Genomic DNA, 17312 nt, shown 5'->3' on the forward strand with positions numbered 1-17312 from the left:
AGAACTGAACCCGTGACTGAATCAAAACTGTCGATCGTAGATCTGACCAAACGATACGCAGCAGGTCTGGAACCCGCCGTCGACCGCCTGAACATGGAAGTGGAGGAGGGGCACCTGGTGGCGCTCCTCGGCCCATCCGGCTGTGGCAAGACCACCACCCTCCGTATGGTGGCCGGCCTGATGGACCCCACAGCCGGTTCCATCGTGGTGGACGGCAAGGAAATCACCCACACCCCCGTCAACAAACGGGGCATGGGCATGGTCTTCCAGTCCTATGCGCTGTTTCCGCACATGAATGTCGAGCAGAACGTTGCCTTCGGCCTGGAGATGCGCCAGGTCCCCAAGGCCCAGCAAAAGGCGCGTGTCGCCGCAGCCCTGGACATGGTCCAGTTGGGCCACCTCGGCAAGCGGCAAACCAAGGAACTCTCCGGCGGCCAGCAGCAACGCATTGCACTGGCCCGCGCCCTGGTGGTGGAACCCACCCTGCTCTTGCTGGACGAACCGTTGTCCAACCTTGATGCCAAGCTTCGCGAAACCATGCGAACCGAGATCCGGTCCATCCAGCAGCGCACCAGGGCCACCACTCTTTTCGTTACCCACGACCAGGATGAGGCCTTGGACATGGCCGACAGGATCGCAGTGATGAACGGCGGGCTGATCGAACAGTTCGGCTCGCCCACGGAGGTGTACGAACGGCCCCGTACCCACTTCGTGGCCAATTTCATCGGCCAGGCCAATTTCCTGGACGCACGTGTCGGCGCCGAAACCGGGCGGGCCAACCTGGCCGGTGAGAGCTATTACCGCGTGGAGGTAGAGGGCCTTGGCCAGTTCGGTGCGGTCGGTTCGGCCGGGCTGGCCGGTACCACCCACGAACTGGTTATCCGCCCCCACCGTCTCGGCGTCTCCCTCGCCCCCGGACCGGGGCCGGCTCCGCTCGCAGGAACCATTGAACGCGTCAGCTACACGGGTGATGCGCTGGCCGTTGCAGTACGGGTGGGCGAAAAACTGCTGCAGGCCCAAATGCCCACCATCAGCGGAGACCTGCCACGGGTCGGAGATGCCGCGTACCTGTCATGGGCGCCGGAAGACGCATATTTGCTTCCGGCTCCGGGTGCCGTCGCGGAACGGCTTGCGGCATGACCCTCCTTGAAGCTCCGGCCGCCCCTGAAAGGCCCCGTGCCAAAAACGAAGGGCAGCTCGAGAGAGCCACCGAACGGCGCAACCGCCGCACCTACCTTGCGCTCCTGCTTCCGGGCCTGCTCGGCCTGCTGGTCAGTTTCGTTTTCCCGCTGGCCTACATGGTCCGGATGTCCTTCAACCAGGGAAGCCCGGACGGCGTCATCGTTGAGACGTTCACCCTGGATACGTACATCCAACCGCTGACGGACCCCTACTACTGGAAGGTCACCCTGGACACGTTCCAGATGGGTGTCACCGTTGGTGTCCTGTGCGTCCTCGTGTCCTACCCGGTGGCCTTGTTTCTGGCCCGCAGCACCAGCAAGTACCGGGGCCTCCTCATCGCCATTGCCATCGCGCCACTGCTCACCTCGGCAGTGGTCCGTACCTACGGCTGGATGGTGATCCTGGGAACCAATGGGCTCGTGAACTCCTCGCTCACCGGGCTGGGCCTGATCGATACCCCGCTAAAGCTCACCAACAATATGGCTGGCGTGACCATAGGCCTGGTGGAGATCTTCATGCCCTACGCCATCCTGGCCATGATCTCCGGGTTCGGCCGGCTCAGCCCCCAGCTGGAGGAAGCGGCCGGTTCCCTGGGCGCCAGCAAATTCAAGGTGTTCACCCGGGTTACGCTTCCGCTCTGCCTGCCGGGCCTGCTGACCGCGTTCCTGCTGGTCTTCGTCCTGTCCATCAGCACGTTCATCACGCCCCGCCTCCTGGGCGGCGGCAGCGTGCAGGTCCTGGCCACGGAGATCTACGATCAAACCACCGGCCTGCTCAACTGGCCCTTCGCCGCCGCTCTGTCCGTCATCCTGCTGGTGCTTTTCGGCCTGATCATCGCCGTCTACCAGCGCCTCACCAGAAAGATCGGAGGGTGACCATGAGCGAGGCAAAGGTATTCAAACCGCGCTTCAACCCCGCCAAACCAGCATTCGGGCTCCTGGTGTTCCTGCTGTACCTGTTCCTGCTGGCACCGCTGCTGATTGTGTTCGTGGTGTCGTTCGCCGCCAACCAGTACCTGTCCTTCCCGCCGGAAGGGTTCACCCTGAAGTGGTATGGGATGCTGCCGCAGGAGGGCACATTCATGGAGGGCATGAAGGTCAGCCTGATCGTTGCCGTCATCGTCACGCTGATCGTCCTGGCGCTCGGAGTGCCTGCGGCCCTGGCTCTGGACCGGTTCGAGTTCAAGGCCAAGGCCGCGGTCCAGTCGTTCTTCCTGTCGCCCCTGCTGATCCCCAGCATCGTCCTGGCTTTGGGCATGGTGCTGCTCTTCGGCCCATTGAAGCTGACCAACACCTATGCCGGGATAGTCATCGGACACGTGGCCATCACCATCCCGTTCGTCATCCGGACCACCCTGATGAGCCTGGCCACCACGGATACGTCCTGCGAAGCAGCCGCCCGGATCCTGGGCGCCGGGTCGTGGACAGTATTCCGGCGTGTGACCCTGCCCATCATCCAACCCGGCGTGATCGCCGGTGGAGTCATTGCCTTCATCGTCTCCTTCGACGAAGCCGTGATCTCGCTGTTCGTGGCCGAATCCGGCCTGCCGACCCTGCCTGTGCAGGTGCTGCGTTACGTGGAAAACTCGGCGGATGCGGCGGTGGCCGCCCTGTCCGTGATCCTTATCCTGATCTCGCTGGCCGTGGTGGTGGTGGTGGAACGCGTCATGGGGCTGCGCAAAGCGCTCCGCTGACGCTGCGTCCACAGACAACCCAACGCACCAGTCCTGCCCGGCCCGCAACAGCGGGCCGGGCAGGACTGCGTCCGGGACAGGCAGGGGTCATAACCGGCACCTATCCCGTGACACCGATTACGTCTTTGTGTGATCAAAGTCCCGGTGTCAGACTTTTTCTACAAGCCCGGAAATCCGGGCATGGGACGCAGGCCCTGGAAGCCCGTCCCCCCACTTCCGCTTTCCGGCAGCAGCCACTGTGCCCTGTTGCCAGCGCTGTGCCAATACCCCCCAAGGAGGGCTCACATGGGACCCATGGTCGATCTCGTGGCAGATCTCGGAGAAGGCTTCGGCGCCTACTCGATGGGCGACGACGCGGCCCTGCTCGAAGTGGTGTCCAGCGCCAACATCGCCTGCGGCTTCCATGCCGGAGATCCGGACATTATGAACGCCACCGTTGCTGAATGTGTACGCCGCGGCGTCAGCATCGGGGCCCACCCCAGCTTCCCGGACCTGCGGGGCTTTGGCCGCCGGGCCATGGACCTTACCGCAGACGAAGTCCGTCACGACCTCCTTTACCAGTTCGGTGCCCTGAGCGCTTTCGCTGCCTACCACGGCGCCGGCGTCGTCCACCTTGCACCGCACGGCCGCCTCGGCAATCTCGTTGCCACCCGGCCGGACTACGCCGGGGCCGTGGCCGACGCCGCCGCCCGCATCAATCCGGACCTCATCGTCCTGGCCCAGGACGGCGAACTCGCCGACGCTGCCGCAGCCCGACACCTCCCCGTCGGCATTGTGGGGATCGCGGACCGCGCCTACCAGGCTGACGGCACCCTGGTGCCGCGCAGCCAGCCGGGCGCCGTCATCCACGATCCCTCAGTCATCGTGGAACGCACCATCCGTATGGTCTGCGAAGGCGTCATTGAAACAGTCGCCGGAACAGACCTTCCCATCGCTGCCGACACCATCCTGCTCCACGGTGACACCCCGGGTGCCGTCCAGCTGGCCCGCCGGGTCCGTGCGGAACTGGAACGCGCCGGCGTCACCATTGCCCCGCTCGGCCAGGTCCTGGCCGCCAAAGCGAAAGCCGCCTGACATGACCGCCCATCCAACCGCAGCGCAGCCTCCCGTGGAGGTGTTCGAATCCGGCGACGCAGCCCTGCGGGTCGTCGCTTCCTCCCCGGACAGGGAGGCCAACTGGGCCACCGTCCACGCCCTCGCCGCATGGCTGGACAATGCCGGTGCCGACGGCGTCCACGGGGCGGTGCCCACCTACGATTCGCTGCTGGTCGAGTTCGACCCCGCCGTCACCTCGGCGCGCCAGGTGCGGGCTTTCGTCCTCCTGGGCCTGCGCCAGCTCGAATTTGCAGGCGTCCCCGCCCGGGCCCCCCGCGAATTCCTGGTCCCCGTGGTTTACGGCGGCGAGTACGGCCCGGACCTGGAGCGCGTTGCCGAACAGCAGCAGCTCTCCGTTGATGAAGTCATCCAGCTTCACACCACCAAGGCCTACGTCATTCGCTGCCTGGGCGCCCCGGCCGGCTCGCCCATGATGGACGGCCCGGATTTCCCGTTCCCGGTGCCCCGCTTGAAGGACCCCCGCCTGTCGGTGCCTGCCGGTGCCGTGTCAGTGGCCGGACGGCAGGCAGTCATTGCTCCGGCCATGGCACCCGGTGGCTGGTGCGTCATCGGCCAGACCCCGCTGACCGTGCTCGACGCCGGCAGCGAACCGCTGGTTCCCTACGTCCCCGGCGACGCACTGCGGTTCCTCCAGATCCATCCCGAAGACTTCGCACAGTACGAAGGCCGCAAGCTGGAGGCAATTCGATGAGCCTGGTGATCCAGCAGCCAGGCAACTCCGTGGTCACGGACCTGGGGCGCTTTCGCGGACCCCGGTTCGGCCTGCCGGTCAACGGAGCCCTGGACCAGTTTTCAGCCCGCGCCGCCAACATCCTGGCCGGCAATGGTGACGATGCCCCGCTGCTGGAAGTCACCGCACTGGACTTCCGCATGCGGGCCACCACGGACCTCCTCATCGCCGTCACCGGCGCACCGCTGCGCCTCACCGTGGGCGGGCGCGAGTGCCAGCAGTGGGAGCCGGTATCCGTGCAGGCGGGTGAAACCATAGCGCTGCGCCGCATGCACGGCGGCCTCCGGGCCTATATCGCCGTCCACGGCTCAGTCGACGCCCCGGTACTCCTGGGCAGCTGCGCGCCGGACACCGTCGTCGGATTCGGACTCCGGCTCGCCGAAGGTACCGAACTGAAGACCTCCCGCTCTGTCCCGCCCATCCGCCAGCCGTACTTCGACCTCCCGCTTTTCCGACTGGGCCTCACCCGGCCGGAATTCCACAGCACCGCAGTGGTGGAGGTGACGGATGGGCCCGATGTGGAGGAATTCGGCGACACCGCCGAACTGCTCTACAACACCGAGTACACGGTCAGTGGCCGGAGCAACCACATCGGGCTGCGGCTGGGCGGGGCACTTCCGGAACGCCAGTCCACTGCGGAGGTGCTGTCCCGGGGCGTCCCGGTAGGCGCCGTGGAGGTTCCCTCCCGGGAAGAGCTCCTGGTGCTGCACCGTGGCCGCGGCGTCACCGCCGGCTACCCCGTCCTGGCAGTGGTCACCAGCCGCTCCCTGGACGTGCTGGCCCAGGCCCGGCCGGGCCACAAAATCACCTTCCGCAGAACCTCTGTCACCGAAGCAACAGCGAAACACCGGGCGGCGCTAAGGGAACTGGAAACACTGCGCTCCAAAGTCGGCACAGTGTTCTCACTCCTGGGCATCGGGAACCAGCCGGGCCGGCACCAGCCCTTGCCGGCCGCCGGAACCTAGAAACCCTCGCTGGACCCCCAAAGCATTGTTACCATCACCTTAAGTAAGGAAAGCCATGTCCACCTCTACGCATGCGGCCCAGCCGCACCAAGAGCGGCTCAGCAGCAAGCAGACCCGCAAGGTTGTCACGGCCGGCTGCGTCGGCATCTTCGTGGAACTCTATGACAACGGCATCTTCGCCTTCATGGCCGGAACGCTTGCCCTCGTCTTCCTCGCCCCCGGGAACCCGGACAACGCCCTGCTGTTCGTCTTCGCCGGCTATGCCGTTTCCTTCTTCGTGCGCCCCCTCGGCGCCGTCGTCTGCGGATACCTGGGCGACCGGATCGGGCGGCAAAAGCTGCTGGTCTTTGTCATCCTCCTGATCAGTGTGGCCACGGCCGGTATCGGCCTGCTGCCTCCTTATGCGGCGATCGGCATTGCGGCGCCCATCCTGCTGGTGCTGCTCCGCCTGCTGCAGGGCTTCTCCGTGGGCGGCGAAGCTGCCGGCGCCATGACGTTCCTCGCCGAACACGCACCCGAAGGCAAGCGCGGCATCATCACCTCCTACGCCCAGATCGCCTCCTTCGCGGCACTGCTCACCGGCACCCTGGTTGCCTACTCCATGTCCCCGTGGCTCACCCAGGCAGCGATCGAAGGCGGCGGCTTCGGAGCGTTCGCATGGCGCATTCCGTTCCTGGTCGCCATTCCCATGGGCATCATCGGCTGGTACATCCGCAAGGCCATCAGCGACACCCCCAACTTTGAAAAGCTGAAGGAAGAAGGCGGGCTGTCCAAGAACCCGCTGAAGGAAGCGTTCGCCTCGGCCGAGCACCGCCACGCCATGCTCCTGGCACTCTTCATCCCGCTGATGAACGGCTCCGGCTACTACGTCCTGTTCTCCTATATGCCCACCTTCCTGAAGGGCAAGCAGCTCAACTTCACCATCGGTGAGGCCCTGCTGGTCACCGCCTGCAGCCTGGTGGTCATCTGCATCGCCATCCCGTTCATGGGCGCCCTTTCCGACCGTGTGGGCCGCAAGAAGGTCATTTCCGGCGCCGCCATCGCCATGGCCGTCCTGGGCATCCCGTCCTACGCACTCATCGCCACCGGCAACATGGGCCTGGCTATCCTCGGCGCATCCATCATGGCCGTCGTCTTCGCCGGCCACACCGCGGTCATCCACATCCTGATTGTTGAGCTGTTTCCCACCCGCGTCCGCTATTCGGCCTACGGCCTGGGCTACAACATCTCCTCGGCACTGTTCGGCGGCACGGCTCCGCTGCTGATGACCTGGCTGATTGCGGAGACCAGCAACATCTACATGCCCGCCTTCTATGCAGTCATCACCGCGCTGGGCACCCTTGCCGCCGTCAGCACGGTCAAGGACCGGGCTCACCAGCCGCTCCGCGACGCCTGATTTTCCCCGAGACCTTCAACTACCGGTGCAGCGCCGCGCTGCGCCTCGCAGGAGATACCCATGACTTTTTCCGACTACACCACAGCCCTCGTCACCGGAGCCTCCACCGGCATGGGCGCCGCCATCGCCGAACGCCTCAGCAAAAGGGGCCTGACCGTCCATGCCGTGGCCCGCAACGCCGACCGCCTCGCCGAACTCGCGGACCGCACGGGAGCAGTCCCGCATGTGGTGGACCTGACCGACACCGCCGCGCTGGCCGACGTCGTGCGTGACCTCAGGGTGGACGTCCTGGTCAACTGCGCCGGCGTCTCCCGGCCGGGCAACATCCTGGACTCCTCCGAGCAGGACATCGACGAACTGGTGGACGTGAACCTCCGCGGCCTGCTACAGCTCACCCGCCTGGTGCTGCCGGGCATGGTGGAGCGGGACCTTGGCCACATCGTCAACATCAGCTCCATCGCCGGCCTGTACAACTTCTACGGCCACACGGTCTACCACGCCACCAAGGCTGCCGTGCACCAGATCTCCCGGCAGCTCCGGAACGACACCGTGGGCAAGCGCATCCGCGTCACCGAAATCTGCCCCGGCCGGGTGGAGACCGAGATCTTCGGCCGGAACATGGGCGGCAGCCCCGAGGCCATGGAAGAAGCCTGGAAGACGTACTACGAGGGCTACGAGTCGCTGACCACGGATGACATCGTCAACGGTCTCGATTACGCCATCGAGACCCCGCGCCACGTAAATGTTGGCATGCTTGAGCTCATGCCCACGTTCCAGGTGCCCGGCGGCCTGACCTTCGACCGTCGGGCTGAAGACTGACCCAGCACCGCGTTCCGCCCGCCTGCAGCTCCAACCCCCACCACCAACCGTTAGGCCCCTACCGATGCAGCTAGTACAAACCGTCAGTTTCCCCGAACCCCAGCTCCTTGCCAGCCTCTCCCCGCTTCCCGAGGGACTGCACGGCGTGGTGTGGGACATGCAGGGGGCGCCGGACGAGACCCACGGAAGCATCGACGGCGTCATCCTGCCCTACATCAATGCCGGGGCCGTGCTGGGGAACCTGGGCAAGGTCCCGGACCTCAAGTTCGTCCAGACCCAGTCAACAGGGTACGACGGCGTACGCGAGGCGGCCGGGCCGGCCGCCGCAGTGGCAAACGCCTCGGGCGTCCACGCAGCCGCCACCGCGGAGCTGGCCGTGGGCCTCATCCTGGCCAAACTGCGAGGCATCGACCAGGCGGTCCGTGACCAGCAGACCGAAAACTGGGCACCGCAGCGACGCCAGTCGCTGGCCGACCGGCGCGTCCTGCTGCTGGGCGTCGGCGGCATCGGGCAGGAACTGGCCCGCAGGCTGGAGCCCTTCGAAGTCGGCATCACCCGCGTGGGCAGCACCGCCCGCACCGACGAACACGGCCACGTGCACTCCTCGGCGGACCTGGAAGCCCTGGCCCGGGACCACGACATCCTGGTTTCCGTCCTGCCGCTGAACACTGGCACCGAGCACCTGGTCAACGCGCAGGTCCTTGCCGCCCTGCCCGACGGCGCCCTGGTGGTCAACGTGGGACGCGGCCCCGTGATCGACACCGAGGCGCTCACGGCGGAGGTTGTCTCCGGCCGGCTCCACTGCGCCTTGGACGTGGTGGACCCCGAACCGCTGCCCAAGGGACATCCGCTGTGGTCCACGGACAATGCCTTGATCACCCCGCACGTGGGCGGCAACGCCTCCGCGTTCGAACCACGGATCCTCAAACTGCTGAAGCGCCAGCTCGAAGCCCTCGCCGCCGGCGAAACCCCGGCGAACCTTGTCCAGGAGGGCCCGTTCCAGCAGGGCCCATTCCAGGGGCCGTCCGCATGAGCGCGCTGTTCGACCTGACCGGCCGCGTCGCCCTCGTCACCGGTTCCAGCCGCGGCATCGGCTCCTCCCTGGCACTGGCCCTGGCCGACGCCGGTGCCACCGTGGTGCTCAATGGTGTCAACCCGGAGCGGCTCAAGGAAGCCGAAACGGCGCTTGCAGCCGACTTCCCGCCCGGACGCATCGCCAGCGTCGCCTTCGACGTCACCGACGGCGATGCCGCCGCCCGCAGCATCTCCTGGATCGAGGAGAACGTCGGTCCGCTGGACATCCTGGTCAACAACGCCGGCATCCAGCACCGGGTTCCCATGCTGGACCTGGACGTGGCCGACTGGGAGCGGGTGATTTCCACCGACCTCACCAGCGCATTCCTGGTGGGCCGGGAAGCCGCCCGGCACATGATTCCACGCGGCCGCGGCAAGATCATCAACATCTGCTCTGTCCAGACGGACCTGGCCCGGCCCACCATCGCCCCGTACGTTGCGGCCAAGGGCGGGCTTCGCAACCTCACCCGCGCCATGACGGCCGAGTGGGCTGCCTCCGGCCTGCAGATCAACGGCATCGCGCCTGGGTACATCCATACCGAGATGACCCAGAACCTGGTGGATGACGAGCAGTTCAATTCCTGGATCCTGGGCCGCACCCCGGCCAACCGCTGGGGCACCCCGCAGGACCTGGCCGGCCCGGTGGTGTGGCTGGCCTCCAGCGGTTCCGACTTCGTGAACGGCCAGACGATCTTTATCGACGGCGGAATGACGGTGGTGGTCTGATGTCCATGGATTCTGAATCCCTTCCCGCTTCGGGCCCGGCGCTGGTGGCGCACGCCGCCGGTGACCTTCGTATCGATGACATCCCGCTGGCCCGGCCTGCCGCCGATGAGGCGGTGGTGGAGGTGAGCTACGGCGGGATCTGTGGCTCCGACCTGCATTACTGGCTGCACGGCGCGGCGGGGGAGTCCATCCTGAAGGCGCCGCTGGTCCTCGGCCATGAAATTTCGGGGGTCGTGGTGCGCCCTGCAGCCGGTGGTGCAGGCCCGCAGGCCGGGACCGCGGTCGCCGTCCATCCCGCCACTCCGGGCCCCGGCGCGGCGAAATACCCTGCGGACCGGCCCAACCTCTCGCCGGGCTGCACTTACCTGGGCAGCGCGGCCCGCTACCCGCACACGGACGGGGCGTTCAGCCGCTACGTGAACCTGCCCGTGCGGATGCTCCGGCCACTGCCGGACAGCATCGACCTGCGCACCGCCGCCCTGATCGAACCCGCCTCCGTGGCGTGGCATGCAGTGTCCCGGGCCGGCGACATCAAGGGCAAATCCGCCCTGGTGATTGGCTCGGGACCCATCGGTGCGCTGGCCGTCGCCGTGCTCAAGCGCGGCGGTGCTGCCAGGATCACCGCGGTGGACCTGCACGCCAAACCGCTGGAAATCGCTGCGGCCGTTGGCGCCGACCAGGTGATTAATGCCGCTGACACGGCAGCGATCGAGGCTGTCGAGGCCGACGTCGTGATCGAATCCTCCGGAAACCACCACGGCCTGGCCTCCGCCGTCCGCGGCGCCGTCCGCGGCGGCACTGTGGTCATGGTCGGCCTGCTCCCCACGGGGATGCAGCCCGTGCCCATCTCGCTGGCCATCACCCGCGAACTCGAGCTCAAGGGCTCGTTCCGTTTCAACGATGAGATCGACGACGTGATCGCCGCGCTCGCCGACGGGTCCCTGGACATTGAGCCCGTTATCACGCACGAATTTCCGCTGGCCGACGCCCTGCATGCGTTCGAAGTGGCCAAGGACTCCACCACGTCGGGCAAGGTCCTGCTCAGCTTTGACGGTGAAGGGCCGGACCAGTGAGCGGGCGGATGCCCCCGCTGGTGGTCATGGGTGTTTCGGGGTGCGGCAAATCCACGGTGGGCGCCCTCCTGGCCGAGCGGCTGGGCGTGCCCTTCCTGGACGGTGACGATTTCCACCCGGCGGCCAACAAGGAGAAGATGGCCGCGGACGTCCCGCTCACCGACGACGACCGGGCGCCCTGGCTCGCCCGGATCGGCCAGCTCCTTGCTGGAGATGTCGACGGCGGCACGACAGTTCCGCCGGTCGTCGCCTGTTCGGCGCTCAAGCGCAGCTACCGGGACCTCCTGCGCAGCAGCGCCCCGGAGGTGGTGTTCATCCACCTCAGCGGCAGCGCTGCCACGATCGGCTCCCGGATGGACGCCAGGGCCCACGAGTTCATGCCGCGCACCCTGCTTGAGTCCCAGCTCGCCACGCTCGAGGGGCTGGGACCGGACGAAGCGCACGTGCTGGCCGACATCTCGCTGGAACCCGGCACGCTCGTCGAGACGGTCGTCCAGGCGCTTGAGGTGCGCGCGGGAGCTGTCCGCAATCCTGCGGCGCTGTAGGAACGCTACGCGACCCCGCACTGCTCCTTGGGTAGGTAGACTGGTCTACCTACCCAAGGAGCAGTCCATGCCCACTACTGATGCAGGTCCCTCCCGCCGCCCCGCGCGCGAGCTGCTGCTGGCCGCTGCGGCACGCCTGTTCTATGCGCAGGGAGTTGCCGCGACGGGCATCGACACCATCACCGCTGAGGCGGGCGTGGCGAAAAAGAGCCTCTACAACAACTTCTCGTCCAAGGCGGAGCTGGTGGTGGCGTACCTCGAAGCCCGGCACGAGGAGTGGCTGGCCCTGTACCGGAAAAGGGTGGACACCGCAGCAACTCCCGGGGACCGGGTGCTGGCAGTCTTCGACGCCCACGGGGACCACGCCAACTTTTCCTACGAGCACGGGTTCCGGGGATGCGGGCTCCTTAACGCCGCAGCCGAACTGCCGGTGGGCAACGCCGGGCGGCTGGCGGTGCGCAAGCACAAGGAAGAGGTCGAGGAGCTGCTGGCACAGCCAGTCCGCGAACTGCTGGCGGACGAGCCGGAACGTGCCGACGGAACGGCCAGGCACCTTTCCTTCCTGCTCGAGGGGGCCATGACGCGCGCCGGCTTGGAGGGCGGGGACAAATGCCTGCAGGACGCCAGGCTGATCGCCGGGCAGATCCTGGCAGCCCTGTAATGGCAAGGGCTAAAACCGGAAGCCCGGCGACCGCCGGCAACTCCAATGGGGCGCTCTGGGGCGCCCTGTTCGTCGTCGCCGCGTCCGTCCTGTGGGGCACCACCGGCACCGCGGCCACTTTCGCCCCGTCCGTAAGTCCGCTGGCCATCGGCGCCGTCGCCATGGGCATCGGTGGGCTTCTCCAGGCAGCGCTGGCGGCGCGGCTGATCAGGCTGCAGTGGCGCGGAATCAGGCAGCGTTGGCGCCTGGTGTTGCCGGCGGCCGCGGCCGTGGCCATCTATCCGCTGGCCTTCTACAGTTCCATGCACCTCTCCGGCGTGGCAGTGGGGACGGTCGTTTCCATCGGGTCCGCACCAGTGGCGGCGGCGCTCATCGAACGGTTTGCCGACCACAAGCCCCTGACGGGCCGGTGGACTGTCGGCGCTGTCCTGGGCATCGGCGGCGCGGCACTGCTGTCCTTTGCCGGACACAGCCCGGCAGGACCCAGCTCCGCAGGACCCAGCTCTGCGGGACCCATCACCGCGGGACACGTCGGCGTAGCCGATGGCGGCACATCCGCCGCCGAATCGGCCACCCAATGGGCCTCCACGGCCGGCATCGCCCTGGGCCTGGTGGCCGGCGGAACCTACGCGCTCTATTCGTGGGGCGCACACCGACTGATTGCCGGCGGCGTTACTTCACGGGCCGCGATGGGGAGCGTGTTCGGGCTCGGCGGGCTGCTGCTGATGCCCGTCCTCGCCCTCACCGGCGCCCCGCTGCTCGCCTCGTGGACCAACGCCTCGGTGGGGGCGTACATGGCGGTGGTGCCCATGTTCGCCGGGTATCTGTTGTTCGGTTGGGGACTGGCGCGGATCCGGGCGAGCACGGCCACCGGCATCTCCCTGCTCGAAACGGTGGTGGCGGCCGCCCTGGCAGTGCTGGTGGTGGGGGAGCGGCTTCCGGCACTTGGGTGGCTTGGCGCCGCCGTCGTTCTTGGAAGCCTGTTTATCCTCAGCCCGCTCAGCCAACCCCGGCGGACGGTTGAGTCAGCCGGTGGGCTGTTGCCGTCCGCTCCGGCCCGGGAAGGGGCGGTTGAGCAGGAGGCACCCGCCCAGCGCCAGCAGCAGGAAACCCACCACGACGGCGACCACCTCCTGGCTGCCGATGCCCGCCACGACGATCGCGAGCGCGAGCAGGCAAACAAGTGACCCGGCTATGAGCCCCGCCGGAATGCGGCGGGCAGGGTAACCGGAGAGCAGCTCCATGGCCAGGTGGGGATCGTCCGCGATCAGTCCCAGCTCCAGCTCCTTGAGCAGCCTCCGCTCTTCTTCGGACATTGGCATTGCATGCCCCTGGATTCCATGAGACGCGGCTATCGCTATTGACCGTAGGAGCGTTCCCGCGCAGAGTCAAGGGCCCCGGGTGCGCCTGGCTGCTGCCCGTCCGGGACGTCATACCGCAGCTCGTTGCCCATGACCCGGACACCCTTCGTGGGGACGTGCGGGGTCCGCTTGGCCGGCGGCATCAGGTGCTCCACTGGAGTGTCCGCAAGGAGCAGGCAATGGTCTGCGATGAGTCGGCGGTGGCACCGCCACCAAACTGTTTCGCTGCACATGATGGCGGTCTGCTGGTCCTGCGCCTCCGTCAGCAGCCCGGCCACGGCGGCCGCGAAGCCGGGCGAGCGCATGTAGCCCGCGTACGCCCTGAACGACTCGTTGCGCAGCGCCGTGTCAGGGGAGTCGGGTGGAAGCTTGCGGAAACCGCCCAGCCGGCGTTCCCAGCGGTAGCTGATGCCGGCGGCCGGGAGCCACTCGGCCATGCTGTCCTTGCCGAAATGCGGATACTTGCGGCTGCCGGGACCGATCCGGACGTCCACCAGGGACGCCACGCCCGCCGCGGTGAGCAGCGCCGTGAACTCCTCCCGTGAGGACGTGCCGTGACCTATCGTGAACAGGGCCTTCATCAAAGCCATGTTAGGCGCGTGCCGAAATTCATGGTGCCACGTCGCACGGAGGAACCCTGCATCGCGGGGATGACGTTTTGTGGCGCGCGGCGGCCCGGCGATCTCGCATATATTGGGGCATGGCCACCCCCGCTAGCGACGACGAGTTCGTCCAACTGCACGACCTCATCATTGGCAGCACGAACGTGGGTGGGTTCCTGACGGAGCTGTCCATCGTGGCGGCGTCCACGCTCAGCGACGCCTCGGGCGTGTTCATCGAGTGCGGGGTGACCCTTCGCCGGCGCAAACGCACCGCCACCATCGCGGGCAGCAGCGAACGCGCCGCGATGCTGGACAAGCTGGAACAGGCCCTCGGGGACGGGCCCTGCATTGCCTCCCTGGAGAGCATGACGCCGGTGGTCCTGGGGGACGTGGCCACTGACACCCGCTGGCCGGAGTACCAGAAAGTGTTGGCCGACAACGGCTGCCGGAGCGTGCTGGGCGTTCCGCTGGCATTGGACGAGAACCAGTCCGCCGCCCTGAACTTCTTTTCCTCGGAGCCGAACGTCTATGCCCCGGCGGTGGTCACCCGGGCCGAAGGGTTCGCGCATCTGGCCGGCCGTGCGTTGCGGTTGGCCCTGAGGATCGCGGATGCCCAGAACCTGGCCGACGATCTTCGGGCCGCCATGCAGAGCCGCACCACGATCGACCTCGCCTGCGGGGTGATCATGGCGCAGAACCGGTGCACCCAGGACGAAGCGATGGCCCTGCTGACCAAGGCATCGAGCCACCGGAACCAGAAACTGCGGGACCTGGCGGGTGACGTCCTTGGCAGGGTCAGCAACGGAGCGGTGAACACGCACTTCGATCCCTGAGCCGCCGCCCGGGAACCTCGGGCCATTCCTCCGGGCTTGATGGGGGCGGCGCGCGGCCGGGACGCGGTTCGCGGGAACGGGACACCGCGGGGACGGAACACCGCGGGGACGGAACACCGTGGCGTCCCGTCCGGGTTTCACCCCGGCGGCGCCCTGCAATAATCTGAACCAACGGCTGTGCACCGGGGTGGCGCCCGCTGTGCAGCAGGCAGCACTGTAAGTTTCGGGACCATCACAGACGAACGAGGCGGACACCCATGACGGCAACAGATCAGCAGCACGCATCACGACCGGAAGTGCCCGCAGACCCTCCTGCCGCCCATGAGCCCGTGGATCCGCACCTGCTGCAGCAGCTGGCGGACGCGTACGGGGTGGGCACCTCCTTCCAAGGCTGGGACGGGCTGCCGCATTCCGTGGCGGAGGAGACGCTGGTCAAGGTGCTGGCTGCCCTGGGCGTCGAGGCGCGCACCAACAGCGAGATCGAGGCAGCCTTGGCGGAGGCGGAACTGGCGCCGTGGCGCCGGATGCTGCCGCCCGCCGTCGTCATCCAGCAGGGTGAGCCGGCGCAGGTGCCGGTCCATGTGCGGGACGGGGCCACCGCCAGCCTGACTGTCACCCTCGAAGGGGGAGCGGGATCACGGGAGGCAGTCCAGCAGGACATCTGGGTGCAGCCCAGGGAGGTCGACGGCGTCTCCACCGGAAGAGCCACCTTTTCCCTTCCGCAGGACCTGCCCTTGGGCTGGCATACCCTGCACGCGGAGTCGGAGGGGGCCACAGCCACCGCCGCCCTGGTGGTGACGCCGGCGCGGTTGGCAACAGCCAAACCGCTGGAGGAACGCCGGGGCTGGGGGCTCGCCACGCAGCTGTATTCGGTCCGGTCCAAACGCTCGTGGGGCATCGGGGATTTCGCCGACCTTGCGGACCTGGCAGCGATCAGCGGGTCGCGCGGCGCCGACTACGTGCTGGTCAACCCGCTGCATGCGGCGGAGCCGGTTCCGCCGGTCCAGCCCTCGCCTTACTCGCCCTCCACGCGCCGGTTCTTCAATCCGCTGTACATCCGCATCGAGGCCGTTCCCGAGCTCGCCTACCTCCGCCCACGCAAGCGGGCAGCGCTGGAAAAGCTCCACGCCGAAGTGGCCGTGCTGAACAAGGAGGGCGGACGGCTGGACCGGGACGCCGTTTACGCCGCCAAGCTCCAGGCGCTGGAGATGCTTTACCACACACGGCGTTCCCCGGCCCGGCAGGCCGCCTTCGACGAGTTCTGCCGGATTTCCGGCAAGGGGCTGGACGACTTCGCGCTGTGGTCCGCCATCCGTGAAGACCTTGCCCCTGGCGATCCGCTGTGGACCGACCCGGCCTGCGCGATTGGCACCCGGGAGGCGGAGGCGCTCCGGGAGAAGCTGGCGGACAGGATCGGGTTCCACCGGTGGCTGCAGTGGATCTGCGACGAGCAGCTCGAGTACGCCCAGCACGCCGCACTGCGCTCCGGGATGCGCCTTGGCGTGGTGCACGACCTCGCAGTGGGGGTTGACCACAGCAGCGCCGACGCCTGGACGCTGCGCAGCGTGCTGGCCCCGGCCACCAGCGTGGGCGCGCCGCCGGACATGTACAACCAGCAGGGCCAGGACTGGGGACAGCCGCCATGGCACCCCACCCGCCTGGCCGAGGCCGGCTACGCACCGTTCCGCGACATGCTGGCCACGGTGCTGCGGCACGCCGGCGGCATCCGCGTGGACCACATCCTGGGCCTGTTCCGGCTCTGGTGGATCCCCGCCGGGAACGCCCCCGGCGACGGCGCCTACGTCCGCTACGACCACGAGGCCCTGATCGGCATCCTCGCCCTCGAGGCGCACCGCGCCGGCGCCGTGGTCATCGGGGAGGACCTGGGCACCTTCGAGCCGTGGGTGCGGGACTACCTTGCCGCGCGCGGCATCCTGGGAACGTCCATCCTCTGGTTTGAGTACGACGGCGATTCGCCCCTTGCGCCGGAGAAGTACCGCACGCAGGCGCTCGCCAGCGTCAACACCCACGACCTGCCCCCCACCGCCGGCTACCTCGCCGGGGACCATGTCGCACTGCGGAGCCGGTTGGGCCTGCTGGAACGGTCCGAGGCGGAAGAGCGGGCTGAGCACAATGCTTCCCTGGAGAAGATGTTCGCCCTCCTGCGCGAGCGCGGTTACCTGCCTGGAGGGTCAGCCGACGGGGACGAACACACCATCGAAGCCCTGCACCTGCTGCTGGCGCAGGCGCCGTCGGTGCTCCTGGGCGTGGCGCTGGTGGATGCGGTGGGGGAGCGGCGGGTCCAGAACCAGCCCGGAACCACTGCGGCCCTTTATCCAAACTGGCAGGTGCCCTTGGGCGGCCCGGACGGCAAACCCGTGTACCTTGACGACCTTCCCGCCAACGGGCGGTTCAATGCGCTGCTCGGGGCGGTAGAGGGTGCCATGCACGGCCAATAACGGGACCTTGCCCAAGCAACGCGGCACACAAGCAACGCGGCCCCGCCTTCATGACGGGCCGCGTTGCTTGTGTCCTT

17 protein-coding genes and 1 pseudogene are annotated in these 17312 nt (G+C 67.5%); 16 read left to right on the plus strand and 2 right to left on the minus strand.

The window, feature by feature from the left end:
• Window positions 1–12 precede the first annotated feature (12 nt).
• From K4G53_RS08405 to K4G53_RS08470, 14 genes are all read left to right on the plus strand, one after another.
• Entirely contained in the window at window positions 13–1140 is a 1128-nt protein-coding gene (locus tag K4G53_RS08405; RefSeq protein ID WP_221385256.1) for an ABC transporter ATP-binding protein, read from the plus strand.
• Window positions 1137–2057, plus strand: coding sequence for an ABC transporter permease (locus K4G53_RS08410; protein WP_221385257.1), 921 nt, complete (start codon window positions 1137–1139; stop codon window positions 2055–2057). Before K4G53_RS08405 ends, K4G53_RS08410 begins: the two co-directional genes overlap by 4 nt.
• 2 nt (window positions 2058–2059) lie before the next feature.
• Entirely contained in the window at window positions 2060–2875 is an 816-nt protein-coding gene (locus tag K4G53_RS08415) for an ABC transporter permease (RefSeq protein ID WP_221385258.1), read from the plus strand.
• A 285-nt stretch (window positions 2876–3160) separates the two neighbouring features.
• Complete coding sequence (locus K4G53_RS08420; protein ID WP_221385259.1) at window positions 3161–3949, plus strand: LamB/YcsF family protein; 789 nt, start codon at window positions 3161–3163, stop codon at window positions 3947–3949.
• A gap of 1 nt (window position 3950) precedes the next feature.
• The gene (locus K4G53_RS08425) at window positions 3951–4682 is read left to right on the plus strand and encodes an allophanate hydrolase subunit 1 (protein ID WP_221385260.1); all 732 of its coding nucleotides are present in this window, start codon (window positions 3951–3953) and stop codon (window positions 4680–4682) included.
• Window positions 4679–5686 carry a biotin-dependent carboxyltransferase family protein gene (locus tag K4G53_RS08430; RefSeq protein WP_221385261.1) on the plus strand — a complete coding sequence of 336 codons (1008 nt, stop codon included), beginning with the start codon at window positions 4679–4681 and terminating at the stop codon, window positions 5684–5686. The genes K4G53_RS08425 and K4G53_RS08430 overlap by 4 nt, the downstream gene beginning before the upstream one ends.
• Before the next feature lie 55 nt (window positions 5687–5741).
• Window positions 5742–7082 carry an MFS transporter gene (locus K4G53_RS08435; RefSeq protein ID WP_221385262.1) on the plus strand — a complete coding sequence of 447 codons (1341 nt, stop codon included), beginning with the start codon at window positions 5742–5744 and terminating at the stop codon, window positions 7080–7082.
• Window positions 7083–7142: 60 nt separating this feature from the next.
• Entirely contained in the window at window positions 7143–7901 is a 759-nt protein-coding gene (locus K4G53_RS08440; protein WP_221385263.1) for an SDR family oxidoreductase, read from the plus strand.
• A 64-nt stretch (window positions 7902–7965) separates the two neighbouring features.
• A complete protein-coding gene (locus K4G53_RS08445; RefSeq protein ID WP_221385264.1) occupies window positions 7966–8934 on the plus strand; it encodes a 2-hydroxyacid dehydrogenase in 969 nt (322 codons plus the stop codon).
• Window positions 8931–9701, plus strand: a complete 771-nt coding sequence (locus K4G53_RS08450; RefSeq protein ID WP_221385265.1) for an SDR family oxidoreductase — start codon at window positions 8931–8933, stop codon at window positions 9699–9701. Before K4G53_RS08445 ends, K4G53_RS08450 begins: the two co-directional genes overlap by 4 nt.
• 5 nt (window positions 9702–9706) lie before the next feature.
• Complete coding sequence (locus K4G53_RS08455; protein ID WP_374226153.1) at window positions 9707–10774, plus strand: L-idonate 5-dehydrogenase; 1068 nt, start codon at window positions 9707–9709, stop codon at window positions 10772–10774.
• Complete coding sequence (locus tag K4G53_RS08460) at window positions 10771–11319, plus strand: gluconokinase (RefSeq protein WP_221385267.1); 549 nt, start codon at window positions 10771–10773, stop codon at window positions 11317–11319. Before K4G53_RS08455 ends, K4G53_RS08460 begins: the two co-directional genes overlap by 4 nt.
• Window positions 11320–11386: 67 nt before the next feature.
• Window positions 11387–11980, plus strand: a complete 594-nt coding sequence (locus tag K4G53_RS08465) for a TetR/AcrR family transcriptional regulator (protein WP_221385268.1) — start codon at window positions 11387–11389, stop codon at window positions 11978–11980.
• Entirely contained in the window at window positions 11980–13167 is a 1188-nt protein-coding gene (locus K4G53_RS08470) for a DMT family transporter (protein ID WP_221385269.1), read from the plus strand. The genes K4G53_RS08465 and K4G53_RS08470 overlap by 1 nt, the downstream gene beginning before the upstream one ends.
• Here K4G53_RS08470 and K4G53_RS21285 read toward each other — a convergent pair.
• Window positions 13123–13302, minus strand: a pseudogene (locus K4G53_RS21285) (DUF3040 domain-containing protein); the annotation flags it as partial. The gene K4G53_RS08470 and the pseudogene K4G53_RS21285 sit on opposite strands and share 45 nt — an antisense overlap.
• Before the next feature lie 35 nt (window positions 13303–13337).
• Complete coding sequence (locus K4G53_RS08475; RefSeq protein ID WP_221385270.1) at window positions 13338–13922, minus strand: DUF488 family protein; 585 nt, start codon at window positions 13920–13922, stop codon at window positions 13338–13340.
• A 119-nt stretch (window positions 13923–14041) separates the two neighbouring features.
• On the opposite strand from K4G53_RS08475, the gene K4G53_RS08480 reads away from it, so the two are divergent.
• Window positions 14042–14776, plus strand: a complete 735-nt coding sequence (locus tag K4G53_RS08480; protein ID WP_221385271.1) for a GAF and ANTAR domain-containing protein — start codon at window positions 14042–14044, stop codon at window positions 14774–14776.
• 257 nt (window positions 14777–15033) lie between these two features.
• On the plus strand, window positions 15034–17235 hold the full coding sequence (gene malQ / locus K4G53_RS08485; protein WP_221385272.1) for a 4-alpha-glucanotransferase: 2202 nt from the start codon (window positions 15034–15036) through the stop codon (window positions 17233–17235).
• The last annotated feature ends 77 nt before the right edge of the window (window positions 17236–17312 follow it).

The sequence above is a fragment of the Arthrobacter sp. MAHUQ-56 genome (assembly GCF_019710585.1).
Taxonomy (GTDB): domain Bacteria; phylum Actinomycetota; class Actinomycetes; order Actinomycetales; family Micrococcaceae; genus Arthrobacter.